The organism is Staphylococcus sp. HMSC035D11 (assembly GCF_001836075.1).
GTDB classification, from domain to species: domain Bacteria; phylum Bacillota; class Bacilli; order Staphylococcales; family Staphylococcaceae; genus Staphylococcus; species Staphylococcus hominis.
In genome coordinates this window covers 49082-73297 of sequence record NZ_KV827231.1, presented here as the reverse complement: position 1 = coordinate 73297, position 24216 = coordinate 49082, and the positions used below count along the sequence as shown (strand labels likewise).

24 protein-coding genes and 1 riboswitch are annotated in these 24216 nt (G+C 31.6%); of the genes, 12 read left to right on the top strand and 12 right to left on the bottom strand.

Annotated elements, in window-relative coordinates:
- The 7 genes from odhB (at nucleotide 1) to brnQ (ending at nucleotide 7310) form a co-directional block, all read left to right on the top strand.
- The gene (odhB, locus tag HMPREF2647_RS03675) at nucleotides 1–1308 is read left to right on the top strand and encodes a 2-oxoglutarate dehydrogenase complex dihydrolipoyllysine-residue succinyltransferase (protein ID WP_070859539.1); all 1308 of its coding nucleotides are present in this window, start codon (nucleotides 1–3) and stop codon (nucleotides 1306–1308) included.
- Nucleotides 1309–1505: 197 nt separating this feature from the next.
- Nucleotides 1506–1682: a hypothetical protein gene (locus HMPREF2647_RS11275; RefSeq protein ID WP_170076340.1), complete on the top strand. Its 177-nt coding sequence runs from the start codon at nucleotides 1506–1508 to the stop codon at nucleotides 1680–1682.
- A gap of 306 nt (nucleotides 1683–1988) precedes the next feature.
- Entirely contained in the window at nucleotides 1989–2798 is an 810-nt protein-coding gene (locus HMPREF2647_RS03670) for a VOC family protein (RefSeq protein ID WP_017176332.1), read from the top strand.
- Between the two features lie 34 nt (nucleotides 2799–2832).
- The gene (locus HMPREF2647_RS03665) at nucleotides 2833–3036 is read left to right on the top strand and encodes a DUF6501 family protein (RefSeq protein WP_025987180.1); all 204 of its coding nucleotides are present in this window, start codon (nucleotides 2833–2835) and stop codon (nucleotides 3034–3036) included.
- A 117-nt stretch (nucleotides 3037–3153) separates the two neighbouring features.
- Nucleotides 3154–3945, top strand: coding sequence for an ATP-binding protein (locus HMPREF2647_RS03660; protein WP_017176334.1), 792 nt, complete (start codon nucleotides 3154–3156; stop codon nucleotides 3943–3945).
- A gap of 12 nt (nucleotides 3946–3957) precedes the next feature.
- Nucleotides 3958–5847: a vWA domain-containing protein gene (locus tag HMPREF2647_RS03655; RefSeq protein ID WP_070859537.1), complete on the top strand. Its 1890-nt coding sequence runs from the start codon at nucleotides 3958–3960 to the stop codon at nucleotides 5845–5847.
- A 119-nt stretch (nucleotides 5848–5966) separates the two neighbouring features.
- Entirely contained in the window at nucleotides 5967–7310 is a 1344-nt protein-coding gene (brnQ, locus tag HMPREF2647_RS03650) for a branched-chain amino acid-like transporter carrier protein BrnQ3 (protein ID WP_048681471.1), read from the top strand.
- 56 nt (nucleotides 7311–7366) lie between these two features.
- Here the strand turns inward: brnQ and HMPREF2647_RS03645 are convergent, their stop codons facing one another.
- The 3 genes from HMPREF2647_RS03645 to HMPREF2647_RS03635 are packed head-to-tail and all read right to left on the bottom strand — an operon-like array spanning nucleotide 7367 to nucleotide 9458.
- Nucleotides 7367–8506, bottom strand: coding sequence for a toxic anion resistance protein (locus HMPREF2647_RS03645; protein ID WP_048762438.1), 1140 nt, complete (start codon nucleotides 8504–8506; stop codon nucleotides 7367–7369).
- Nucleotides 8507–8541: 35 nt separating this feature from the next.
- Nucleotides 8542–9168, bottom strand: coding sequence for a 5-bromo-4-chloroindolyl phosphate hydrolysis family protein (locus tag HMPREF2647_RS03640; protein ID WP_017176338.1), 627 nt, complete (start codon nucleotides 9166–9168; stop codon nucleotides 8542–8544).
- A 17-nt stretch (nucleotides 9169–9185) separates the two neighbouring features.
- Complete coding sequence (locus HMPREF2647_RS03635) at nucleotides 9186–9458, bottom strand: acylphosphatase (RefSeq protein ID WP_048680155.1); 273 nt, start codon at nucleotides 9456–9458, stop codon at nucleotides 9186–9188.
- 167 nt (nucleotides 9459–9625) lie between these two features.
- On the opposite strand from HMPREF2647_RS03635, the gene msaA reads away from it, so the two are divergent.
- Both msaA and cspA read left to right on the top strand, forming a co-directional pair.
- Nucleotides 9626–9934, top strand: coding sequence for a regulatory protein MsaA (msaA, locus tag HMPREF2647_RS03630; RefSeq protein WP_017176340.1), 309 nt, complete (start codon nucleotides 9626–9628; stop codon nucleotides 9932–9934).
- Nucleotides 9935–10139: 205 nt separating this feature from the next.
- Nucleotides 10140–10340: a cold shock protein CspA gene (cspA, locus tag HMPREF2647_RS03625; protein ID WP_001831260.1), complete on the top strand. Its 201-nt coding sequence runs from the start codon at nucleotides 10140–10142 to the stop codon at nucleotides 10338–10340.
- A 185-nt stretch (nucleotides 10341–10525) separates the two neighbouring features.
- Here the strand turns inward: cspA and lysA are convergent, their stop codons facing one another.
- From lysA to HMPREF2647_RS03580, 9 genes are all read right to left on the bottom strand, one after another.
- Nucleotides 10526–11791: a diaminopimelate decarboxylase gene (gene lysA / locus HMPREF2647_RS03620; protein WP_070859535.1), complete on the bottom strand. Its 1266-nt coding sequence runs from the start codon at nucleotides 11789–11791 to the stop codon at nucleotides 10526–10528.
- Nucleotide 11792: 1 nt separating this feature from the next.
- Entirely contained in the window at nucleotides 11793–12866 is a 1074-nt protein-coding gene (locus HMPREF2647_RS03615) for an alanine racemase (protein WP_070859533.1), read from the bottom strand.
- A 6-nt stretch (nucleotides 12867–12872) separates the two neighbouring features.
- Nucleotides 12873–14024: an amidohydrolase gene (locus HMPREF2647_RS03610; RefSeq protein WP_019835541.1), complete on the bottom strand. Its 1152-nt coding sequence runs from the start codon at nucleotides 14022–14024 to the stop codon at nucleotides 12873–12875.
- Between the two features lie 108 nt (nucleotides 14025–14132).
- Nucleotides 14133–14852 (bottom strand): 2,3,4,5-tetrahydropyridine-2,6-dicarboxylate N-acetyltransferase, encoded by a 720-nt coding sequence (gene dapD / locus HMPREF2647_RS03605; RefSeq protein ID WP_019835540.1) that lies wholly within the window; start codon nucleotides 14850–14852, stop codon nucleotides 14133–14135.
- A gap of 24 nt (nucleotides 14853–14876) precedes the next feature.
- Entirely contained in the window at nucleotides 14877–15602 is a 726-nt protein-coding gene (gene dapB, locus HMPREF2647_RS03600) for a 4-hydroxy-tetrahydrodipicolinate reductase (RefSeq protein WP_017174707.1), read from the bottom strand.
- 2 nt (nucleotides 15603–15604) lie between these two features.
- Nucleotides 15605–16486: a 4-hydroxy-tetrahydrodipicolinate synthase gene (gene dapA, locus HMPREF2647_RS03595; protein WP_017174706.1), complete on the bottom strand. Its 882-nt coding sequence runs from the start codon at nucleotides 16484–16486 to the stop codon at nucleotides 15605–15607.
- A 1-nt stretch (nucleotide 16487) separates the two neighbouring features.
- Nucleotides 16488–17477 (bottom strand): aspartate-semialdehyde dehydrogenase, encoded by a 990-nt coding sequence (locus tag HMPREF2647_RS03590; protein WP_017174705.1) that lies wholly within the window; start codon nucleotides 17475–17477, stop codon nucleotides 16488–16490.
- Nucleotides 17478–17536: 59 nt separating this feature from the next.
- Nucleotides 17537–18742, bottom strand: a complete 1206-nt coding sequence (locus HMPREF2647_RS03585; protein ID WP_170999967.1) for an aspartate kinase — start codon at nucleotides 18740–18742, stop codon at nucleotides 17537–17539.
- A gap of 77 nt (nucleotides 18743–18819) precedes the next feature.
- A riboswitch (Lysine riboswitch) is annotated at nucleotides 18820–18995 on the bottom strand.
- A gap of 273 nt (nucleotides 18996–19268) precedes the next feature.
- Complete coding sequence (locus tag HMPREF2647_RS03580; RefSeq protein ID WP_017174704.1) at nucleotides 19269–20873, bottom strand: ABC-F family ATP-binding cassette domain-containing protein; 1605 nt, start codon at nucleotides 20871–20873, stop codon at nucleotides 19269–19271.
- A 148-nt stretch (nucleotides 20874–21021) separates the two neighbouring features.
- On the opposite strand from HMPREF2647_RS03580, the gene cvfB reads away from it, so the two are divergent.
- From cvfB to pstC, 3 genes are all read left to right on the top strand, one after another.
- Nucleotides 21022–21918 carry an RNA-binding virulence regulatory protein CvfB gene (cvfB, locus tag HMPREF2647_RS03575; RefSeq protein ID WP_017174703.1) on the top strand — a complete coding sequence of 299 codons (897 nt, stop codon included), beginning with the start codon at nucleotides 21022–21024 and terminating at the stop codon, nucleotides 21916–21918.
- Between the two features lie 233 nt (nucleotides 21919–22151).
- Nucleotides 22152–23102 carry a PstS family phosphate ABC transporter substrate-binding protein gene (locus HMPREF2647_RS03570; protein WP_017174702.1) on the top strand — a complete coding sequence of 317 codons (951 nt, stop codon included), beginning with the start codon at nucleotides 22152–22154 and terminating at the stop codon, nucleotides 23100–23102.
- A gap of 187 nt (nucleotides 23103–23289) precedes the next feature.
- Nucleotides 23290–24216: a phosphate ABC transporter permease subunit PstC gene (pstC, locus tag HMPREF2647_RS03565; RefSeq protein WP_017174701.1), complete on the top strand. Its 927-nt coding sequence runs from the start codon at nucleotides 23290–23292 to the stop codon at nucleotides 24214–24216.

Here is a 24216-nt window from a genome sequence, read left to right as displayed (position 1 = left end):
ATGGCAGAGGTAAAAGTTCCAGAATTAGCAGAATCAATTACAGAAGGTACAGTTGCAGAGTGGCTAAAAAACATAGGGGATAATGTTGAAAAAGGAGACGCTATTCTTGAATTAGAAACTGACAAAGTGAATGTTGAAGTTGTATCTGAAGAAGATGGTATACTTCAAGAACAACTTACATCTGAAGGCGACACTGTAGAAGTGGGCCAAGCTATTGCAATTGTCGGTGAAGGTAAAGGTAGTACAAGTAGTTCAAGCAAATCACAAAATAACGATTCAACTTCTGAAAATGAAAACATAAAAACAGATTCTGCAGAAACTAATCATTCAACACCACGCACTTCTACTGAAGCACAAGGTAGCGATACAAGTTCAAATGACGACTCAGAATCAATCAATAATAAAAGAGTGAATGCAACGCCATCAGCACGTCGTCATGCTCGTAAAAATGGTATTGATTTAAATGAAGTAGCTGGAAAAGGTAGCGATGTGATAAGAAAAGAAGATGTTGATAATCGTCAAAAAACAAGTCAATCTAATCAAAATACTCAACCTAATTCACAACAAGAAACATCTAAAAAATCAACTGCTAATACGCCTAATAAACCAGTGATTCGTGAAAAAATGTCTAGAAGAAAGAAAACAGCTGCAAAAAAATTATTAGAAGTATCTAATAATACCGCAATGCTCACAACATTTAATGAAGTTGATATGACAAATGTAATGGAATTAAGAAAACGTAAAAAAGAACAATTTATTAAAGATCATGACGGCACTAAATTAGGATTTATGTCATTCTTTACTAAGGCAGCAGTAGCAGCACTCAAAAAATATCCAGAAGTTAATGCTGAAATTGATGGAGACGATATGATTACTAAACAATACTATGATATTGGTATTGCTGTTTCAACAGATGATGGATTATTAGTACCATTCGTTAGAGATTGTGATAAGAAAAACTTTGCTGAACTAGAAAAATCAATTGCAGATTTAGCAGTAAAAGCACGTGATAAAAAACTTGGATTAGATGATATGGTAAATGGTTCATTTACAATCACTAATGGTGGTGTATTTGGTTCTATGATGAGTACACCAATTATTAATGGTAATCAAGCTGCTATCTTAGGTATGCATTCAATTATCACTCGTCCAATTGCTATTGATAAAGATACAATCGAGAACAGACCAATGATGTACATTGCATTAAGCTATGACCATAGAATTATTGATGGCAAAGAAGCAGTTGGATTCTTAAAAACAATTAAAGAGCTGATCGAGAGCCCAGAAGACTTATTATTAGAATCTTAATTTCATTTATTAAAGCGCTAAATATATTGAAATCTTAATCATAAATTGATAAAGAGTAGAATAAGTTCATAATGAATTTATTCTACTCTTTTTAAGTTTTAGTTATATTAGCATTAAAAAAATTACGCTAGAATATTTCGATATTATCATTAGTTAAAAATAAATATGTAATATAGAAATAAAAGAAGATAACGTAAATGTATCCTAATAATGAGAATATAAAAAATAGCAGAGAAGCGCATCCCTCATTATCCATTTATGACTTTTCCAAAGCAGATGCTAACATGTATAAAAATGATAAATTAAGTATTATATTTGGACAAAAAACAACAAATATTCTTAAGAGTATTACAAAAGAATCTATTAAAAAATAATAATTATTAAAACTACAATAAGTTAAAAACGAACTTTATATAATTTATCAAGTTTGTTTTTAGACAATTAAATAACCTATGATATACCCCCCTACCTTTATAAAACAAGGTAGGGGAGGGGTATAAAATATATATTATCTTATATATATGTTATTTATTATACAAACTTTAATCATTTATAATATTTTTATTTACGTATATTTTATAATAAAAAACAATACTCTTATTTAAGCGTTCAACATATTATTCATATATAAAATACGTTATAATGTTTAAGAAAAGATATATAAATGGGAGTGTCGATGAATGAGTGGACTAAGAAGTGTTACGATTGGAACAAGTGATCTCTCAAAAACACAGAATTTATTTCATAATATTTTAGGTCTTAATGTTGCAACAAAAAGACAGGCATTACGTTTTGGTGATGCTGAATTAAATCCTGGTACAAGACTTCACTTTGTAGAAGTTCCTAATCCTAATTATAGAAATGTACATATATCAAGCGTGGGATTAAGAACACCATCGAATGCTGGTTTAGAAGAATACCAACAAATATTAGAAAAAAATAATATTCAATTTAGTTCAATCACTGAATTAAACGGTAATCAGCACTTTAATTTTAAAGATGATAATCATCAAATTTTTGATATCTATTCTAATGAACTGAATGTTGGTATTGGATTAGGCACACCTACTTTTGAAAGTGCTGTTAATCCTCTTCACCAAATTCAAGGGTTGGGACCAGTAATTATTAAAGTAAACGAATTATTGGTTACAACTTCTATCTTTAAAAATGTATTTAATTTAACGCATTATGCTGAATATGAATCTACTGAATTTCCTGATCAAACTGTCCAGGTATTTAAAATCGGAGATGGTGGACTTGGTGGAGAAATTCATTTATATCAATCTAATGAACAAGTTGAATTAAAAGAAGAAGGAATTGTGGAACAAATTGAATTCAGTACAAATTCAACTGAAGACTTTGAACATGCACGAAAAGAACTGGATGAAATTGGTATTCCTTATCAAATATTAAATCAAGGTGATGCTCAATCGTTACGCATTACTGAAGGTAGCGGCATCTCTTTCATATATACTTTAGAAAAAAAATAATATAATTCATTTTATTGGAGGATTTAAAATGGCAATGTTACATGAAGATTGGAAATCACGCACACCAATTAAACAAGTGATGGTAGTTAATACTGATGCAAAAAAATTCACAGTATCAGATATGCTTACTATTGGAAAACAATATGATGTCATCAATGAAACTGAAGAATATTATCAAATCATTGATAACTCTGGTCTAGTAGGTGGTTATTACAAAGATTATTTTAAAGAAGTTTAAATACATTCAATTTCTAAAAGATAACGATTAAATTAAGACTCAGAGTGATGTACCAATATCTATACATTTATACACGCTCTCGGTCTATTTTTTCATCTTATAAAGGAGAATATTAAAATGCCAAATAATCATTATATCAATTCAGATCAATCTGTATTCAATGATGCACAAGCATTGTTTAATTTAAATAAAAATATTTTATTAAAAGGCCCTACAGGCTCTGGTAAAACACGATTAGCTGAAACTTTAAGTGAAGTAGTCCAAACGCCGATGCATCAAGTTAACTGTTCTGTTGATTTAGACGCAGAGAGCTTATTAGGTTTTAAAACAATAAAAACAAATGAACAAGGTCAACAAGAAATTATTTTTATTGACGGCCCAGTTATAAAAGCCATGCGAGAAGGTCATATCTTATATATTGATGAAATCAATATGGCTAAACCTGAAACATTACCTATTTTAAATGGCGTATTAGACTATAGACGTCAGTTAACCAATCCATTTACTGGAGAAGTAATTAAAGCAGCCCCTGGTTTCAATGTAATTGCTGCGATAAATGAAGGCTATGTTGGTACATTACCAATGAATGAAGCATTAAAAAACCGCTTTATTGTCATACAAGTTGATTACATTGGAGGAGACATCCTTAAAGATGTCATTAAACAACAAAGCCAGCTTCAAGATGATGATATAATTAAAAAAATCATTAAATTTAATGAAGACTTACGTACAATGTCAAAACAAGGACAAATTTCAGAAGAAGCAGCTAGTATTCGTGCGTTAATTGACTTAAGTGACTTAATTACAGTTATGCCAATAGAGAGAGCAATTCAGCGTACAATTATCGATAAACTTGAAGATGAACGCGAACAGCAAGCCATCAGAAATGCAATCGAACTAAACTTTTAGAGAGGGATTATTATGAGTGATCGTTTTATAAAATTTAATGATGAGCAGCTAGATGCTAAGCAAGTCATGATGTTACAAGATTTAGCGCGCTTACTACTGAAAAACGAACAAACTAAAGTAAAAATTCAAAAGTTCCCTTATTATGATCCTATTAATAATACTTTAATTACAAGTTGGTTTTGGTCTCATCGTCCAAAAGATATTGAAAGTGCAGGGTTAAAAACAGATGTCATGCTCGCTGCATACGGTTATAAAATGATGGACGAAGCTATCGTAAATGAAGTTCTTCATGATAATGAATTTAGCCATCCCAAATTTTATCATCAACTCTTTAGATTGCTAGAAGATATGCGCGTTTTTAATTTTATTAAAGAGGAGCGACCTAGCACTGCTAAACAAATTGATTTAAGAGTAAAAACTCGATTATCTTATACGGAATCACAAATTAAATTCTATAAAACAAAAACGGTATATACAGATTTACTTTTCTTATATTTAGAGCGCGCATTTTTAAGTCAAAACTTCTTTGATATACCCACGATACATCCACAATTAGATGACATATTAAATCACATGTTTCAATATTTACCTGATTTTTTCCAAAATGAATCATCTGAAGATAATATGTATCTTGCACAACGTGTCATGTTCCAAATCGATGAAATGTTATCACATGATATGTTAAATGAATATTATCATCTTCCTAGAAAAGTATATGAAGCTATTCATGAAATGTCTTACGAGGATATTAAACGTATGGATGCAAGTAATGTTGATGGCCAAGATAATACAAACGAAGAAACTGACACTACATCAGCCGAAGCTGAAACAAACGCTCAAGATAGTAAATCTGAAGGTGGCGCTTATCTTGAAATGGAATTACATGAAGGTGAAAATAGTGATGTTATGAATGATAACGACACTGCACGTGAAGGTGATTCAACTGATGATATGACAGATATGATGACGAAAAAAGGACGTGGCTCTAATCATGCACTTGATCGTGATGAAGGCGGTTCTATAGGTTCTAATCCATCATTTGCTTTACGTGGTATTAATGAAAATGTCGAAATAGAATGGAAAGTACCTGATATAGAGCCAGAGTATATTTCAAGCTACCAGCAAGTTAAAAATGAAGTACAATTTGAAACTAAAGATTTAATTCAGATTATAAAGAAAACCATCGATAGAGAACATGTTGACGAACGTCATAATTTGACTAAAGGTCGTCTTCAACGTGATTTAACCAATTGGTTTATTGATGATCAATATAAATTGTTTTATAAAAAACAAGACCTTAGTAAAACATTCGATGCGACTTTTACATTACTGATTGATGTATCTGCTAGTATGTTTGATAAAATGGAAGAAACGATTAAAGGCGTCGTATTATTTCATGAAACATTAAAAGCACTCAACGTTAAACATGAGATACTTGCTTTTAATGAAGATGCTTTTGACTCTGATGATCGAAAACAACCCAATATCATTGATGAAATCGTTCATTACGATCGTTCAATCATGGAAAAAAGCGGACCACGCATTATGTCATTACATCCTCAAGATGATAATAGAGATGGCGTAGCTATACGAATTGCAAGTGAACGTTTATTAAGAAGAAGTCATCAACAACGTTTCTTAATTATCTTTTCAGATGGGGAACCTTCAGCGTATAACTATGCTCAAGACGGTATTTTAGATACGTATGAAGCTGTGGAAATGGCGCGTAAATTTGGAATCGAAGTATTTAATGTCTTTTTAAGCCAAGATCCTATTACTGAAGATATTGAAGAAACCATTCATAATATTTATGGACAATTTGCATTATTTGTAGAAGGTGTTGAAAATTTACCGAGTCACTTATCACCATTGCTAAAAAAATTATTATTAAAATCTTTCTAATAATTAAACTGTATATTGATTTATAATATTCAAATTTTTGTGACATACATAGACTTGTCAATTCTTTTTGTGCTAGAATGTTAAATATTGCAAACATATACATAAAAAGGAGCAATTCTATGAATAAACATACTTGGATTATCGGCTTTACGCTATTTGCTATGTTTTTTGGCGCAGGTAATCTAATTTTTCCTCCTAATTTAGGACAAGAAAGTGGTGCCTATTTCTGGCCAGCAATTTTAGCTTTTTGTTTGACTGGAATAGGCTTACCATTACTTGGAGTAGTCGTTGGGGCACTTGATAAACAAGGATATATTGGTGCCTTTAATAAACTGTCACCGAGATTTTCAGTTATCTTTCTCATTATTATTTATTTAACCATTGGACCTCTATTTGCTATACCACGTACTGCATCTACGTCTTTTGAAATGACTATTACACCCATTACGCATTCAAATAGTAATATGTCTTTATTCATTTTTACACTTATTTATTTTATTGTTGTTTTATATTTATGTATTAATCCTGGTAAAATAGTAGATCGAATTGGATCTTTATTAACTCCTTTATTATTAATTACAATTTTGGCCATGATTATTAAAGGATTTGTAGATTATAAGGGACACAGTTCATCTCATGGAAATCCAGAGATATATTCTTCAAATATAGAAAGTTTTTCACACGGCTTTATTGAAGGGTATTTAACAATGGATGCAATTGCAGCAATTGCATTTTCAATGATTGTGGTTAATGCCATTAAAGCAACAGGAGTTAAACACACCAATCAAATATTTAAACAAACAGTTATAGCTGGATTTATTGCCGCTTTAGCATTAATTTTTATATATGTTTCTTTAGGCTATATTGGTAATCATATGGGAATAAGTCAAAATACGATTACATCTCTAATGGCTAAAAATCAAAATATAGGAACTTATTTACTTACTACCATGGCTACAAACGGCTTTGGTATTCTAGGAAAATACTTACTAGGTATCATTGTTGCTTTAGCTTGTTTAACTACAGCTTGTGGACTTATTGTATCTGTGAGTCAATACTTTTATAGTATATTTTCAAAAATTAGTTATAAGGTATATGTTATAGGTTTTACAATTATCAGTTTTATATTGGCTAATTTAGGATTAAATTCTGTTATAAACATGTCTGTTCCTGTGTTAAGTATTATTTATCCTGTAGCCATTACTATGATTATTTTAATTTTACTTGCGCGTTTTATTCCAACTAAACCTATTGCGCAACAAATACCTATTATTATTGTTAGTCTTGTTTCAATTGTAAGTACAATAAATACATTAGGTTTAATAAAATTAAATGTTATAAATCATTTACCCCTTAAGCAATATTCTTTAGAATGGTTACCTATAGCTATCATTTCAATCATAATGGGGTATATCGTATCTAAGTTTATAAATCAATCGTATATTGTTTATCAAAAGGAATAGATATACTAAACACCGGTTACTTCTTTAAATGAGAGCAATCGGTGTTTTAATTTTATCTATTCTTTTTTCATAGTAAGTAAATGTTCTTTTAATTCATTCTCGAGTTGTGATAATTCTCTTTCAGCTTGTTGACGTTTTTGACGTCCATTATATTGAATTTGCAGTGTTTGTTCAATCGTTTCAATGATGTCATTTTGAGTCGCTTTAAGCGTTTCAATATCTACGATACCACGTTCATTTTCAGTAGCCGTTTCAATTGCATTTTGTTTTAACATGGCTGCATTTCGTGTAAGTAAATCATTTGTGGTATCAGTAACTGCACGCTGAGCTGTTACAGCATTTTTTTGTCTCATTAAAGTGAGGGCAATAGCCATCTGATTTTTCCATAAAGGAATACTTGTGAGAATAGAACTTTGAATTTTTTCAGCTAATGCTTGATTCACATTTTGAATCATACGAATTTGCGGCGCTGTTTGAATTGCAATTTGACGTGATAATTGTAAGTCATAAATTTTTTTATCTAATCGATCAACAAATTGCTCCATATCAGCGACACTTTGAATATCCATTTGATTACCAGATTGTTCTGCATGTTGACGCAATTTAGGCAATTCATTAGCATTTATTTCTTGTTTTTTACGCTGTGCAGCAGCAATGTATAGAGAAACATCCTCAAAATATACTTTATTTTGTTCATAAAGATGATCGAGTAACTGAATGTCTTTAGTTAAATTTCCTTTATGCTTATCCAATTGAATGGTGATTCTATCAACTTGTGAACTTACAGATTGCATTCTAGAAAATACTTCATTTATTGAAGCTTTTGTTCGTCTAAATAAACGTTTAAGTTTAGATTGATTGTCTTGATTCAAGTCATCAGGATTAACTTCTCTTAACTTAGACATTAATTGATTTAAAGTATCACCAATAGGACCCACATCTTTCGATTGAACTTCATCTAACATTTGATGTGAAAATTGAGACATGTTCTGTTGTAGATGTGTCCCAAAAGATAATAGGCCTTCACTATCTAGTGGTTTGATTTGTTGACTAATTGAATCAATTTTTTTTAAATCTTGTTCGTTAAATTGTTGTTCAAAGTCTTGCTTAACATTTTGAGTTGAAACATCATGCGTTTGATGATCTATATAATCATCTAATGGATGTGAGTTAATAAATTGGTCTTTTTGATTCATTTAAAAATTCTCTCCATTCTTATCTTAACTTTAAATTAGTATTTTTTATATCGCTTGTGTTGTAACCGATTAAGTTCCATTTCAATATCTAAACGCTCATAATCATCTTCATTAAGTCTTTTTAAATCTGCAATAAGTGTACGTTTCACCTCATCTAAAGTAATACGTGTTTGCTCTAATTTTTGCTTTTCTTCAGCAGATTTTTTTGGCATTTTAGATAAACGGGTATATGCATCAATTAAATTTAGTGCATTATCTATATGCGAATAAAAGAAACTTTCTACTTTGAAAAATGATGAAGGTCTCTGTTTAACAGCAAAATGAATAGACTTAGAAATTTTATAAATATCATTAATTTGACGAAAATCTTTAATCGATCTGATATTAATATATGATTTTAAAATATTACGAATTTTATTATGTGATTGATTGAGTTGTTGATTAACAAAACGATAGTCTCTACGTGATAATCCAATTTCATTTAAATATTTTTTGGATGTCAATCTTTGAGTAGGAAAATAAGATACAAAAAACATTCCAATACCTATTAGGGCATCAAGTATAAAGGATAAATCAAATCCAAATACACTTGTCACCCATGAGATAATAGCTATTGGAATTCCTACTAAAACACCCAGAAGCCGAGAAAGGTTATATCTCAATATTCATCTTCCTTTATTTAATAAATCGTTTTAAATTCTGAGTATCTATTTGTTACGTCTAAATCTTCAATACTATAATCAGAAACTGAAGATGCAGGAGAAGCACCAGCAATCACTTTATTAATAAATGATTTTATTTTTTCCTCGTCACCTTGAGCATATATATCTACATAATCCTCAACATTTTGAACAGTACCAAATATATCAAGTTTTTTTGCAATTAATTCAGTATGATGACGGAACCCTACACCTTGGACAGTTCCAAATACTTGTATATGTTTATGTTGCATCATTATCACCTCTACATTATATTATACGTATTTTTCCTACAAAAAACTAATAATTAATATACATATCATCTTTATCTCAATTAAAAGAACGGAGTCTTTAAGCTTGAATTCGTCTAAAAAAAAGTTACAATATTTATTAGAGTTTTAATTTGAGAGGGGACTTAGTCATGTGGACAGTTGCAAAGATTCGTGCAGACTACGAGGGATGGTGGTTATTTAGCGACTGGACAGAAAAAATCGTAGAACAACATCATTATAGTAACTATGAAGAAATGTTAGAAGATTATCAATCAATTATTAAAAAAAGTAAAAAATATTATAATAATTATGTTATTGGGAAATATAATATTTATGCATTTTATAATAATTGTGATTTAAATTTTTGTGAAGATTGTGATGAAGATTTACAAATATTTTATAGTTTTATTGTTTTAAATAATAAAGAAGTTTATTATAATCTACCAAAAATTAATTAAAAGAGAATTTTCTATAATTGTATTGCAATTTAGTTCAAACTAACATATAATAGTTATCAAGCAATAGTTTTATTCCATATTGCAAAGAATATCTGTAATATTGATTGATAGCATTTTGTTATTTATACATATTTATAACACGTATTTTTTGTAATATGCGAATAATGCATATTGAATGAATTTTAGTCTTGGAGGTTTCACAATTATGAAACAAGGTACAGTTAAATGGTTTAACGCTGAAAAAGGTTTTGGCTTCATCGAAGTTGAAGGAGAAAACGACGTATTCGTACACTTCTCAGCAATTAACCAAGAAGGTTATAAATCATTAGAAGAAGGTCAATCAGTTGAGTTTGAAGTAGTTGAAGGCGATCGCGGTCCTCAAGCTGCAAACGTTGTTAAACTATAATTTATAGATTGCAAAAATTGACTTTAGTAACACCTTACCAAGATGTAGGGTGTTTTTTATATATAAATGAGGCTGGGACATAAATCTCAGAAAAAATAGCCAGTAAAAGAGTTTTTAAAAACTCTTTTACTGGCTTCTTTATTATGGTGCAACTTGAACGGGTAAATATAAACTTTCTCGTTATTTTATTTTGTATCATTAATTATTAATTGACGTAATGATTGACGTTTGATAACTTCACGTGCTTTTCCATCTTTTAAGAAGAAAACAGGTGGTTTTTGCATTTGATTATAATTAGATGCCATAGAGTAATGGTATGCGCCAGTAGATAAAATGGCTAAATAATCTCCACGTTTTACAGAAGAAGGTAACATAGCATCTCGGATAATAATATCTCCAGATTCACATAATTTTCCGGCAATAGTTACCGTTTCGTCTGCCTTCTCATGACGATTTACAAGTAATGCTTGATATTTGGCTCCATATAAAGCAGTTCTAATATGATCACTCATACCACCATCAATAGAAACATATTTATTTACTTCAGGAATGTCTTTAATTGTTCCAACTTCATATAACGTAATACCCGCTTCGCCAACAATTGAACGTCCTGGTTCAATACCAATTTCAGGAACGTCATAGTTTAATTTTTCTGATTCAGATTTAATCGCATCTGTAATTTCAGCAATACCTTCTTCAATAGGGAAGCTTACATCACCTTCGACATATTTAATACCAAAACCGCCACCTAAGTTAAGTAATTCAACTTGGATATGATGCTCGTTAAGCCAATTTAAAACAATTTTAGCTGTTTCAATCATAGCTTCAGTACCCTCAATTTGTGATCCTACATGGAAATGTATTCCTTTTAAATGAAGATGTTTTGATGCTTCGACTTTTTCAACTGCTTGAATTGCAAGATCATGGCGAATTGAAAGACCAAATTTACTATCTTCTTGACCAGTTTGAATAAATTCATGGGTATGCGCCTCTACGCCAGGATTCACACGAATGACAACATTAACTCTATCACTTGCATAGCGATCGATTAATTCAATTTCTTCTAAAGAATCAATAACAAAGTAGCCAACGCCACTTTCTAAAGCATATTGTATTTCACGTTTCGTTTTATTATTGCCGTGGAAGTGGATGCGACTAGGATCAAATTTAGCCTCTAATGCTGTATAAAGTTCGCCTTCAGATACGACATCTAATTGTAAGTTTTCTTCTTGAACTAACTTTACCATTTGAATGCAAGTAAAGGCTTTAGAAGCATATGAAATATTGTATTTTAATCCACTTTTTTGAAAAGCATTATGAAATCGACGCATTTGATTGCGAATTTCATCTTCATCATAAACAATGGTAGGCGTACCAAAACTTTGAGCTAGTGTTTTCAAACTTGTACCCGCCATTGTTAATTCACCGTAATCATTATATTTAACTGACATTTTATCTAAACTCCTTTATAAGAGAATCATGATTCATCGCACTAAGTTGTTCTGAATTAGCGCCAACACCTTTGAATGTGTATTCATCAATGCGTATATCATTATTATATAGTATCACTTCATCTTGTGCATGAACATCATCATCGACTTCAACAAACATATGACTCATCATTAATGCTCGAATAGGGTAACGTTTACCATTAATTAATGCTTCGTGTGTTGCACGTTTTTTTAAAATACCATCACCATAGCCAATATCAACAACTGCAAGATGTGTATGATCATGCGTTGCTTCAAATGCAAAACTATAACCACAATAATCACCTTTATTTACTTCACGAACTTGAATTACATTTCCTTTTACGGTTAAGGCTTGTTCAATCTCATGTTCATCTAATTTGCTATATGGTCTTGAACCATATAAAGCGATACCTACACGTGCATGTGTATGATAGGGAAGAAATTGTTGTCCTTCACGATAATAACTCGCACTATTTTGCGCATGGATAAGTTCAAATTGGTATCCTTCATTTAATAATGTATTAACGACGTTTAACCATGCTTCACGTTCAATCCCATATTCTGGAACATCAAATTCATCTGCATATCCAAAATGTGTCCATAGGCCAACGATATTCATTTCACTTCCATTATCATTTTCATGATGATGAAGTACTTCTTTAATTTCATCAAGATTTTTGAAACCTGAACGATGGAGTAAATTTTCAAATTCTAAGTGAACATTAATATCTTTTAATTCACTTTTGTACTGATAATAATATTCTAAAGAGGGAAGCGTCATTTGAATATTATTATTTCGAACTGTATCAAAGTCATAAACTGCATTCATTAAAAAAATTGTAGCATGAGGTGCAAGTTTACGAACTCTCACTGCTTCTTTTAAGGAAGTCGTACTAAATGTATGGATACCTGCTTCTAAAAATGTTCTTACTGCAAACTCTAATCCATAATGATAAGCATTATTTTTTACAACTGCCATTATTGATTGATTATTCTTTACTTTAGTTGCATTTCTTAAAAAGATTTTTGAATCAACTGACCAAACTGCTGTCAATTTAATTTACTCCTTTCCATAATGGTTCAATATTTGTTCATAGTAATTGGCAACATCAATAAGCACTTTTTCGTCAAAATTTAAATGCGATGTATGTAAGCCTGTGATAAAGCCTTTATCTTCATTTCGAGTTCCTACAAAAGCAAAGTAAGACGGTGCTAATTGTTGGCCATAAAAACTAAAGTCTTCGCCGAATAAAAATGGCAGAGGCTTTTCAATAACTTTTAAATTAGCAGATAGAATAGATTGTTCAACGATATGACGTAGTTTAGGACTATTCATTGTAGCAGGATATCCTTCTTCAAATTTGACTTCACAATCAACATTGAATAATAATTTCACACTTTTTGCAATTTTATTCATTTGATTTTTCACGATATTTAAATCAGTGGCATCATAAGTACGAATAGTTCCTTCTAAATAACCATTACTAGGAACCGTATTAATTGCTTCACCTGCATTAAAGTGGCCCATATGAACAATATTACGTTTTAGTCCATTTAAATGATATTGCTGTATTTGACCAACTTGATTTAAAACATGAATCAGTGCTTCGCCACATGAATGACCTTGCTCTTTATCAGCTACATGACTAGATAATCCTTTTAAGAAAAAACGATATTCAGTGGCACTTGCTGTAATTTCTTCATCGCGTATCACGACTTGTCCTTCGTCAGCGAAAGGATTTACATGAATGCCAAATACTGCTTCAATAGGATATTGATTAAAAGCACCGGCTTTAATTAAGCGATTTGCGCCACCGCCTGTTTCTTCAGCTGGTTGGAAGATAAACACGACATTATGAGGTAATTGATGTTGATCAGCCATCGCCTTACATCGTTTAACAAATAACATCAATGCTGTTGTATGACCATCGTGACCACAAGCATGCATCACATTATCTGTTTGACTACGATAATCGACATTATTTTCTTCAAAAATGGGTAGGGCATCAATGTCTGCCCGAAATGCAATTGTATGGTCACTATTACCTTCTAAATATGCAATAGCACCCGTTTCAAGAGGTTGCTCGTAAGATACATTTAATTCATCTAAAAATCGAGTAATATATTGAGTTGTCTCAAATTCATGAAGACTTAATTCTGGATGTTGATGTAAATGTCTTCTATGTTGTGTGACAAATTCTAATTCGCTCATCTTAATCAATCCTTTATTCATTTATTATTCAACTTATGTATTCATTTAATCGTAAAGGCTGAGAACATGTTGTCCCAGCCTTTAGCATTCAATTATTCAAGTTTGTCATTAATCATTTAATTTTCTTAACGCTGCAACGATTTCTCGTTTAGAGTCTTGAACTTCAGATGTTTGTTTAATGACTTTAGCAGGTGTACCAGCTACAACCGCACCAGCAGGAACATCTTGAGTCACGATAGCACCAGCAGCTACAATAGCGCCTTCGCCAACTCTTACACCTTCTAGAATAACTGCGTTTGCGCCAATTAATACATTATCTTCGATTACTACTGGAGAAGCACTAGGTGGCTCAATAACGCCCGCTAATACTGCACCGGCACCTACATGAACATTTTTACCTGTTGTCGCACGACCACCTAATGTTGCATTCATATCAATCATAGTACCTTCACCTACAACAGCGCCAATATTGATTGTTGCTCCCATCATCACAACGGCACCGTCTTCGATAATAGCTTGTTCACGAATGAATGAACCTGGTTCAATACGTGCATTTGTATTAGTTAAGTCTTTTAAAGGAATAGCAGAATTACGACGGTCCATTTCAATTTCTAAGTCAGTAATATATGATTGATTGGTTTCATAAAATGTTTTCCAATCATCCGCTTCACAAAATATTACTTTTGAATCATCAGATCCGAATACTTTAAATGTATTAGGAAAAGTGACGTCATTGAATTGTCCATTTACGTATACTTTTAATGGTGTTGATTTTTTAGCATCACTAATATATTGAATAATTTCTTGTGCAGATAAGTGTTGTACCATAGTTTAGAGTCTCCTTAAGTTATTTTATAAGTTGTCAAATGTATAGAAACCATTTGATTTTGTGTTTAATTTTTCAGCAGCTGTAATTGCGCCATTTGCAAAAATGTCCTTAGATTGCGCTTTATGAGAAATGGTAATTGTTTCATCTGTGCCAGCAAATAAAACATCATGTTCGCCTACAATTGTACCGCCACGAACTGAATGAATACCGACTTCATCTTTTTCACGTTTTTCAGTTCGCTCATGTCGATCGTAAACAGGCGTTACATTTTCACGTAATTCTTTAATAACATCATAAAGTTTGACGAGTGTGCCACTTGGCGCATCCACTTTTTTATTATGATGAGCTTCAGTTAACTCAATATCATAATCTTGTAAAAGGGGAACAGCTGCTTCTAGAATTTTAGTTAATGCATGGACGCCATAACTCATATTTGCACTGAAGAAAACAGGCATACGTTCGCTTAATTGTTCTAATTTTTGAATCAGTTTTTCTTTTTCACCAGTAGTAGCAATCACTAAAGGTAATTCAAACTCTTCATCTAATAAAGGTAATAATAGATTAGGATTAGAGAAGTCGATCGCTACATCGGCTTCATTTTGTGCGTCTGCAATATGATGATAAGCTTTATATGGTGAATGTTGATGTTCTTCTGGCTCAATTGTACCAACAATCTCATGACCTTTTTCTTCTGCTAATCTGGCAACGCGTTGATTCATTGTGCCATATCCAATGAGTAAAATTTTCATTTTTATTCCTCCGTTTTAAATGCTTTATAAGCATTCACTAATACATTTGCTTTTTCTTTCTCTAGTGGTAATAAAGGTAATCTTAATTCATAATTTCCAAATCCTAAATGACTTGTTAGAGCTTTAATTGGAATAGGGTTGACATCAACTGAAAGTGCATCTAACAATTGACCTATCGGTTCAAAGTCTTTCTCAATTTCTTTCCCATTTTGTTTAGCATCATAAAGTGCTTGAAATTCTTTCGGAATAACGTTAGCAATGACAGAAATTACGCCATTACCTCCACGATTATAGAATTCTACGACATTATCATCATTACCACTGTAAAAAGCAAATTCATCTTGATGAATACGTTTTTTCACTTCTTCGTAATAGTTAAAGTCATTTGTAGCATCTTTAATAGCTACAATGTAATCATTATGACTTAATGTTTCGACTGTTTCAGGATCAATTGTCATATTCGTTCTTGAAGGTACATTATATAAAACAACAGGTAACTTAACTTCATTCGCGATGGTTTCAAAATGTTTAATTAAGCCACGTTGATTTGTTTTATTATAGTAAGGTGTGATTAACATAATACCATCTACACCTAATTCTTTAGCACGTAATGAAGCTTGAATAGATTTAGCTGTATTATTTGTACCAGTTCCAGCGATAATAGCCACTTGATGATTAACTTGTTTAATCACCGCTTGAAGTACTTTTTCTTTCTCTTCTTCTGTTAAAGTAGGGCTCTCTGCTGTAGTGCCGTTTACAATAATTGCTTTAACATTATTATCAAGTAAAAATTGAACATGTCGTTCTAATGCTTTATAGTCAACTTCATTATTAGTAAATGGAGTAGCAAGCGCTACACCTACACCTTCAAAAATATGTGCCATATTATCTAGCTCCTTTTAATTTAATGACTTGTTCTAACACTTGAACTGCATTTAAAGCTGCACCTTTAAGTAGGTTATCTGAAGTACACCAAACATGGAAAGTATTATCAAGTGAGTCATCACGACGAATTCTACCTACAAACACTTCATCTTTACCTGTTGAATTAATAGCTAAAGGATATTCATTATTTTCAGGATTGTCTACTAAAACAACACGATTATCGTTTTCAAATAAATCTTTAATTTCTTGAACTGTTGCCTCTTTATCAAGAGTAACATCAATTTCTACGCTATGACTATCTTGAACAGGTACACGTGCACATGTTGCAGTCACACGTAAGTCAGGTTGTCCTAAAATTTTTCGTGTTTCATCAATCATTTTTTGCTCTTCTTTTGTATATCCATCTTCTAAAAAAACATCAATATGTGGTAAAACATTATTATAAATAGGATGTGGATAAGCTTCTGGAGCTTTACCATTCGCACCTTCAGCTAAGTCTCTCTTACCTTTAACCCCTGAACCCGAAACTGCTTGATATGTTGTATAAGCTACACGTTTTAATCCAAAAGCATCGTATAAAACTTTAAGTGGCACGACCGACTGAATTGTTGAGCAGTTAGGATTAGCAATGATACCACGTTTAAATTCTGGTTGGTTAACTTCTGGTACAATTAAATCCACATCGTTTGTCATACGCCATTGACTTGAATTATCAATAACAATTGCTCCAGCTTTTTCGAAAATAGGGGCAAATTGTTTACTTGTTCCGCCACCTGCACTCATTAGCACGTAATCAAATTTTTCACTTGCTGCTTCTTCTGTAAGTTCTTGAACTGTATATGTTTTCCCTTGAAACTCAATTTCTTTACCTGCTGATCTTGCTGATGAGAATAATACCAACTCATCAAATTGGATATGTTTACGATCAATTGTTTCTAACATTTTTGTTCCGACTAATCCTGTTGCTCCAACTACTGCTAATCTTGTCATAAAAGAATCACTCCATTTAAATATTAATTGAATTTTGAATTACTTATTTTAACTTAAGTTTAAATATCAAAAGCATCGTATAGAACTTCAACCGCTTTATTTCCATTTTCTGCATCAATAACATAAGAAATACTAATTTCAGAAGTTGTTGTTTGATAAAATGGAATATTAGAATTAATTAACGTAATAAATGCTTTTGAAGCTACACCAGACATATCACGCATTCCTGAACCAATTAACGAAATTTTGACGTAAGCTTCATTAATTTTATAATCTAAAGCATCAAATGTTGTAGAAAGTTCCTCTAAGATACTTGAAATTTGTTGTACATCACTATCTTTAATAGAAAAAGATAGTTGTAAACCTTCAACATTTACGATTTGAGAAATCATATCCACATTAACTGAACCTTCATCTAAAGCAGTAAATAATTGAGTTAGAAGGCGATTATCTGGAAGAGGGTAACTAATTGTTACATGCATCATATGTGTATCTAATGCAACTCCAGTTACGGCTTTTTTTTCTAATATTTCTGTTCTTGGCATAATCCATGTTCCTTTCACATTTGATAACGTTCTACCTAAATACAAGGGGATATCATAATTTTTAGCAAGTTCTACACTTCTTGTTTCTAACACACCAGCACCTAAAGCACTCATTTCCATCATTTCTTCATAAGACACATAATCTAAACGTTTTGCCTCACTCAAAATTCTTGGATCAGTAGCATAAACGCCATCAACATCAGTGTAAATTTCACAAGGGATTTGATTACTAGCTGCTAATGCAACAGCAGTCGTATCTGAACCACCACGACCAAGTGTAGTTAACTCTAATTCGTCGTTCACTCCTTGGAAACCTGCTACAACTAAAACATCCTTGTCTTTAAATTCCTTATTAAATGTTTCAGGATTAATTTCTGCAATTCGACTTTTTAAATGATGACCTACTGTTTTGATACCTGCTTGATATCCAGTCATAGCTCTAGCACTTACGCCAATATCATTTAATACCATCGACAAATAAGAAACTGTTTGTTGTTCACCAGTTGTTAATAATAGAGCAAGTTCTTCATCTTTTGGAGTTGTTGTAAGATGAGAAACATTTTCCATTAATTGATCTGTTGTTTTGCCCATAGCACTTACGACAACAATAAGTTGTTCACCGTCATCTACACGGCGTTTAAGCATTTCTGCAATATTTTTTATCTTTGTAAAATCGGCGACAGATGAACCACCGAACTTCAAAACACGTCGTTTCAAGATTTTACCTCCTAGAATTTAGGGGCACACGTCATAAAAAAGAGCAAGTTCGGAATGTGCGAACTTGCTCGTAATTTATATACAAGTGATGCACTCCATTATTAAATAATAATGACAAACTCTCAGCTCTTAACCACAAAGTCCAACGAACGCTTACTGCGGTTGCAATTCGTTTCGGCATCGCACCCTTTCTATATTAGCCGTGGCAGACAGTGTTCTAATATATACTAATGATTGATGCGCCTCATCAATTTCTTATTCAATTACTATGTTTTTAATTATACATAAGCACCTTTTAACTGTAAACCGATTATTGTGATTTTTTGAAATAAACTGAAAATTATTGAAGTAATATTACTGTTAAAGAAAAGAGATAGTAATAATAAGTAATTTGTATAAATAATAACAATAATTCGAAAATAATAGTATTTTATAAAAAAAACTGTCGCTAAAATTCGTTATTTAGCGACAGTGTTATGCATATTCTAAATTTTAAAAATAGAAGATGCTTTATTAAAATCCTATTATTTTAATTTTGTAACACACCAATTTCTTTTAGATATTCTTCATATGGCAATTCTTTAGATAAACTACCTGGTTGGTTTAAATCAATCACGCGATTAGCGATTGTGTTAATAAATTCAAAGTCATATGAAGTAAAGATAATTGATCCTTTGAATGAAGCTAATCCATCGTTAACAGCTGTAATGCTTTCTAAATCAAGATGGTTCGTTGGCTCATCAAGTAGTAAAACATTGGCACTTGAAAGCATCATTTTACTTAACATACAACGTACTTTCTCTCCACCTGATAATACACTTGCTTTTTTCTTAACTTCTTCACCGCTAAATAGCATACGTCCTAAGAAACCGCGTAAAAATGTTTCAGTTTGTTCATCTTCAGGAGCATATTGACGTAACCATTCAACTAAATTCATATCTACGCCTTCGAAGAAATCAGAATTATCTTTAGGGAAATAGCTTAATGAAGTTGTCACTCCCCATTTAAATGAACCTTCATCTGGTTCCATTTCACCAGCAAGTATTTTTAATAGGGTAGTTTTAGCAATTTCACTATCGCCAATTAAAATAGCTTTATCATTTGGATTCATAGTGAATGAAATATTATCTAAAACTTTTTCACCCTCAATTGTTTTTGAGATACCATCAACTACTAATAAATCATTACCAATTTCTCTTTCTGGGGTGAATTTCACATAAGGATAACGTCTTGAAGATGGTTGAATATCATCAAGTTCAATTTTTTCTAATTGCTTCTTACGACTTGTTGCTTGTTTTGATTTTGACGCATTCGCAGAGAAACGAGCAATGAAGTCTTGTAATTCTTTGATTTTTTCTTCTTTTTTCTTGTTTTGTTCTTGAGCCATTTTTTGAGCAAGTTGACTTGATTGATACCAAAAATCATAGTTACCAACATAGACTTTGATTTTACCAAAATCTAAATCTGCAATATGTGTACATACATTATTTAAGAAATGACGATCATGAGATACTACAATGACAGTATTTTCAAAGTTAATTAAGAAATCTTCTAACCAACTAATGGCAGGAATATCAAGACCATTGGTAGGCTCATCGAGTAATAAAACATCTGGATCTCCAAATAAACTTTGTGCCAATAATACTTTTACTTTTTGATTATTTTCTAACTCTGACATTTGCTTATCATGTAAATCTGGGGTAATACCAAGTCCTGATAGTAGGGAAGCTGCATCTGCTTCGGCATTCCATCCATTCATTTCAGCAAATTCACCTTCTAATTCAGCTGCACGAATGCCATCTTCATCACTGAAGTCAGGTTTCATATAAATTTCGTCTTTTTCTTTCATCACTTCAAATAGACGTTCATGTCCTTTTATAACTACATCTAATACACGTTCATCTTCATAAGCAAAGTGATCTTGTTTTAATACTGCTAAACGTTCATCTTTTCCAAGAGAAACATGACCCGTTTGTGAATCAATTTCTCCAGATAAGATTTTTAAGAAAGTAGATTTACCTGCACCATTCGCACCGATAAGTCCATAACAATTACCTTCAGTAAATTTAATATTTACATCTTCAAATAGTTTACGATCACCAAAACGTAAACTTACATCCGTAACTTGTAACATTCATTTACTCCTTTATTCATCGTTTATCTAACGCAAAAAATTATATCATATAATGTTCCTATATTCGACCTTATATCATTTATGCCAATGATACTTTATAAAACTCATGTTATAATACTTAGAAATAAACTGCTTAAAGGAGACAACTATGGCATTAGACAAAGATATCGTTGGTTCAATTGAATTTCTAGAAGTTCTTGGATTGGAAGGCTCTACTTATTTATTAAAAGGTCCAAATGGTGAACAAGTGAAGTTAAATCAGTCAGAAATCAATGAGGAAGATGAATTCGAAATTGGAGAAGAATACAGTTTCTTCATTTATCCAAACCGTTCAGGTGAATTATTTGCTACTCAAAATATGCCTGACATTACAAAAGATAAATATGATTTTGCAAAAGTATTAAAAACAGATAGAGATGGTGCAAGAGTAGATGTTGGTTTACCAAGAGAGGTGCTTATTCCATGGGAAGATTTACCTAAAGTTAAATCGTTATGGCCTCAATCAGGAGATTATGTATTAGTCACATTAAGAATCGATAGAAATCATCAAATGTTCGCACGTTTAGCTAGTGAAACAATTGTGGAAAAAATGTTTACACCTGTATCTAATGATGATATGCAAAATCAAGTATTAAAAGCAAGACCATATCGTTTATTACGTATCGGGACTTTTTTATTAACTGAGGATGGTTACAAAGTGTTTGTACATGAGTCTGAACGTAAACATGAGCCAAGATTAGGCGAAGCTGTAGAAGTACGTATTATCGGACATAATGAAAAAGGTGAATTGAACGGTTCATTCTTACCCCTCGCACATGAACGTTTAGATGAGGATGGTCAAGTTATCTTTGATTTGTTAGTAGAGTATGATGGAGAACTTCCATTTTGGGATAAATCAAGTCCGGAAGCAATTAAAGAAGTATTTAACATGAGTAAAGGTTCATTTAAACGTGCAATTGGTCATTTATATAAAAGAAAAATTATAAATATTGAAACTGGAAAAATCACATTAACTAAAAAAGGTAAAAGTCTTATTCAAGAATAATGAGTTCATGAAAATCGAGTTTCTTCCATATTATATAGATAGTTTAAAACCATTGAAAGGTCACACTTTCAGTGGTTTTTTTATGGATTTTATTTATATAAAACATAAGTTTTTTATAAATTAACAAAATATTTACAATTACTCTATTTTATATTAACAAAAGGTATGTAATATAAGCATTGTAAGAAATACATATAACATTTTGGGTTATCTATAATTAGGAGGATGTTTTAATGAAGAAATGGCAATTAGTTGGTACAACTGTTTTAGGTGCTACTGTTCTTTTAGGCGCATGTGGCGGTGGAAATAGTGGCGGCAGTGGTTCAGGAGATGGAAAAGACCTTAAAGGTTCTGCAAAAGGTGAAGGTTCATCTACTGTTGCTCCAATCGTTGAAAAATTAAATGAAAAATGGTCTAAAGATCATCCAAGCGCAACTATTTCATCTGGTCAAGCAGGTACTGGTGCTGGTTTTGAAAAATTCATCGCTGGTGAAACTGACTTCTCACAAGCTTCTAGACCTATCAAAGATGAAGAAAAACAAAAATTAGAAGACAAAAACATTAAATATAAAGAATTTAAAATTGCACAAGATGGTGTAACTGTTGCTGTTAATAAAGATAATGACTTTGTAAAAGAATTATCTAAAGATCAATTAAAAAAAATCTACAGTGGCGAAGCTAAAACTTGGAAAGATGTAGATTCTAGCTGGCCTAACAAAGAAATCAAAGCTTTCTCTCCAAACTCAAGTCATGGTACTTATGACTTCTGGGAAGAAGAAGTTATGGATAAACAAGATATCAAAGCTCAAAAAAATGGAGATACTAACGTTATCGTTCAATCAGTTGAGAAAAACAAAGAAAGTATTGGTTACTTCGGTTATAACTTCTATAAACAAAATAAAGATAAATTAAAAGAAGTTAAAATTAAAGGTGACGATGGTAAATCTGTAGAACCTACTAAAAAGACTATCCAAGATGGTTCTTATCCTTTAAGTAGACCATTATTCTTATATGTTAAAGAAAAATCATTAGAAGATAATGATGTTATGAGAGAATTCTTGAAATTCACTTTAGATGACAAAGGTAAATCAGCTGAAGATGCTGGATACGTTGCTTCACCAAGCAAAGTTTATAAAGATGAAATTAAAGAATTAGATAAATACAAAAAAGATTCTGACAAATAATAATCATTATTAATATAAAGGGCTGGGAATTAACAACTCATGTAACATTCATTTACATGAGTTGTTCAGGATATATACATGGGTGATTGTTAAAGTGTTTTAAATTAATTTGAACTCATTCGTTACCTGATAATTTCCTGCTCTTTTTTTAAAATCTATTGGGAGAAATAAAAAGAGAGGGTTATATATGGCTTCTAACACTAATGTTAGAGAGATGATAGCTAAAAATAACGCTAAAAAAGGTGGATTTTCTGATAAAATCGTGCCAATTATTTTAGGAATTATTGCTGCCATCTCTATTTTAACAACTATCGGTATATTATTTACATTAATCACTGAAACAATCACATTCTTTACACGTGTTTCAATTACTGAGTTTCTTTTTACTAAAGATTGGAATCCTACAAGTTCTGACCCTAAATATGGTATTTGGGCATTAATTCTTGGTACTTTAAAAATTACTTTCATTGGTACTTTAGTAGCTGTTCCTATCGGATTAGGCGCTGCAATCTACTTAAGTGAATATGCAAGCGATAAAGCAAGACGTATTATTAAACCTATTCTTGAAATCTTAGCTGGCATTCCAACTATCGTATTCGGTTTCTTTGCTTTAACTTTTGTAACACCTTTATTAAGAACATTTATACCTCAACTCGATAGTTTTAACTCTATCAGTCCTGGTATCGTGGTTGGAATAATGATTGTTCCAATTATTACAAGTATGAGTGAAGATGCAATGGCTTCTGTACCTAATAAAATGCGTGAAGGTGCTTTTGGTTTAGGTTCAACTAAATTTGAAGTTGCAACTAAAGTCGTATTACCAGCTGCCGCTTCTGGTGTAATTGCTTCAATTGTACTTGGTATTTCTCGTGCTATTGGTGAAACAATGATCGTATCATTAGCTGCAGGTAGTTCACCGACATCATCTTTAACATTAACAAGTTCTATTCAAACAATGACAGGTTATATTGTTGAAATTGCTACAGGTGATGCGACATTCGGTTCAGATATTTACTATAGTATTTATGCAGTTGGCTTCACATTATTCATTTTCACATTAATTATGAACTTAATTTCATACTGGATTTCTAAGCGTTATAGAGAGGAGTATTAA

Coding starts and splice junctions, on each gene's coding strand:
- HMPREF2647_RS03660 (WP_017176334.1), top strand. CDS start 3,154: ATGCCAAATAATCATTATATCAATTCAGATCAATCTGTATTCAATGAT.
- HMPREF2647_RS03635 (WP_048680155.1), bottom strand. CDS start 9,458: ATGCAACATAAACATATACAAGTATTTGGAACTGTCCAAGGTGTAGGG.
- cspA (WP_001831260.1), top strand. CDS start 10,140: ATGAAACAAGGTACAGTTAAATGGTTTAACGCTGAAAAAGGTTTTGGC.
- msaA (WP_017176340.1), top strand. CDS start 9,626: ATGTGGACAGTTGCAAAGATTCGTGCAGACTACGAGGGATGGTGGTTA.
- dapB (WP_017174707.1), bottom strand. CDS start 15,602: ATGAAAATTTTACTCATTGGATATGGCACAATGAATCAACGCGTTGCC.
- HMPREF2647_RS03590 (WP_017174705.1), bottom strand. CDS start 17,477: ATGACAAGATTAGCAGTAGTTGGAGCAACAGGATTAGTCGGAACAAAA.
- HMPREF2647_RS03580 (WP_017174704.1), bottom strand. CDS start 20,873: ATGTTACAAGTTACGGATGTAAGTTTACGTTTTGGTGATCGTAAACTA.
- pstC (WP_017174701.1), top strand. CDS start 23,290: ATGGCTTCTAACACTAATGTTAGAGAGATGATAGCTAAAAATAACGCT.
- dapD (WP_019835540.1), bottom strand. CDS start 14,852: ATGGTACAACACTTATCTGCACAAGAAATTATTCAATATATTAGTGAT.
- HMPREF2647_RS03610 (WP_019835541.1), bottom strand. CDS start 14,024: ATGAGCGAATTAGAATTTGTCACACAACATAGAAGACATTTACATCAA.
- odhB (WP_070859539.1), top strand. CDS start 1: ATGGCAGAGGTAAAAGTTCCAGAATTAGCAGAATCAATTACAGAAGGT.
- brnQ (WP_048681471.1), top strand. CDS start 5,967: ATGAATAAACATACTTGGATTATCGGCTTTACGCTATTTGCTATGTTT.
- lysA (WP_070859535.1), bottom strand. CDS start 11,791: ATGTCAGTTAAATATAATGATTACGGTGAATTAACAATGGCGGGTACA.
- HMPREF2647_RS03645 (WP_048762438.1), bottom strand. CDS start 8,506: ATGAATCAAAAAGACCAATTTATTAACTCACATCCATTAGATGATTAT.
- HMPREF2647_RS03570 (WP_017174702.1), top strand. CDS start 22,152: ATGAAGAAATGGCAATTAGTTGGTACAACTGTTTTAGGTGCTACTGTT.
- HMPREF2647_RS03665 (WP_025987180.1), top strand. CDS start 2,833: ATGTTACATGAAGATTGGAAATCACGCACACCAATTAAACAAGTGATG.
- cvfB (WP_017174703.1), top strand. CDS start 21,022: ATGGCATTAGACAAAGATATCGTTGGTTCAATTGAATTTCTAGAAGTT.
- dapA (WP_017174706.1), bottom strand. CDS start 16,486: ATGGCACATATTTTTGAAGGTGTAGGTGTAGCGCTTGCTACTCCATTT.
- HMPREF2647_RS03655 (WP_070859537.1), top strand. CDS start 3,958: ATGAGTGATCGTTTTATAAAATTTAATGATGAGCAGCTAGATGCTAAG.
- HMPREF2647_RS03670 (WP_017176332.1), top strand. CDS start 1,989: ATGAGTGGACTAAGAAGTGTTACGATTGGAACAAGTGATCTCTCAAAA.
- HMPREF2647_RS11275 (WP_170076340.1), top strand. CDS start 1,506: ATGTATCCTAATAATGAGAATATAAAAAATAGCAGAGAAGCGCATCCC.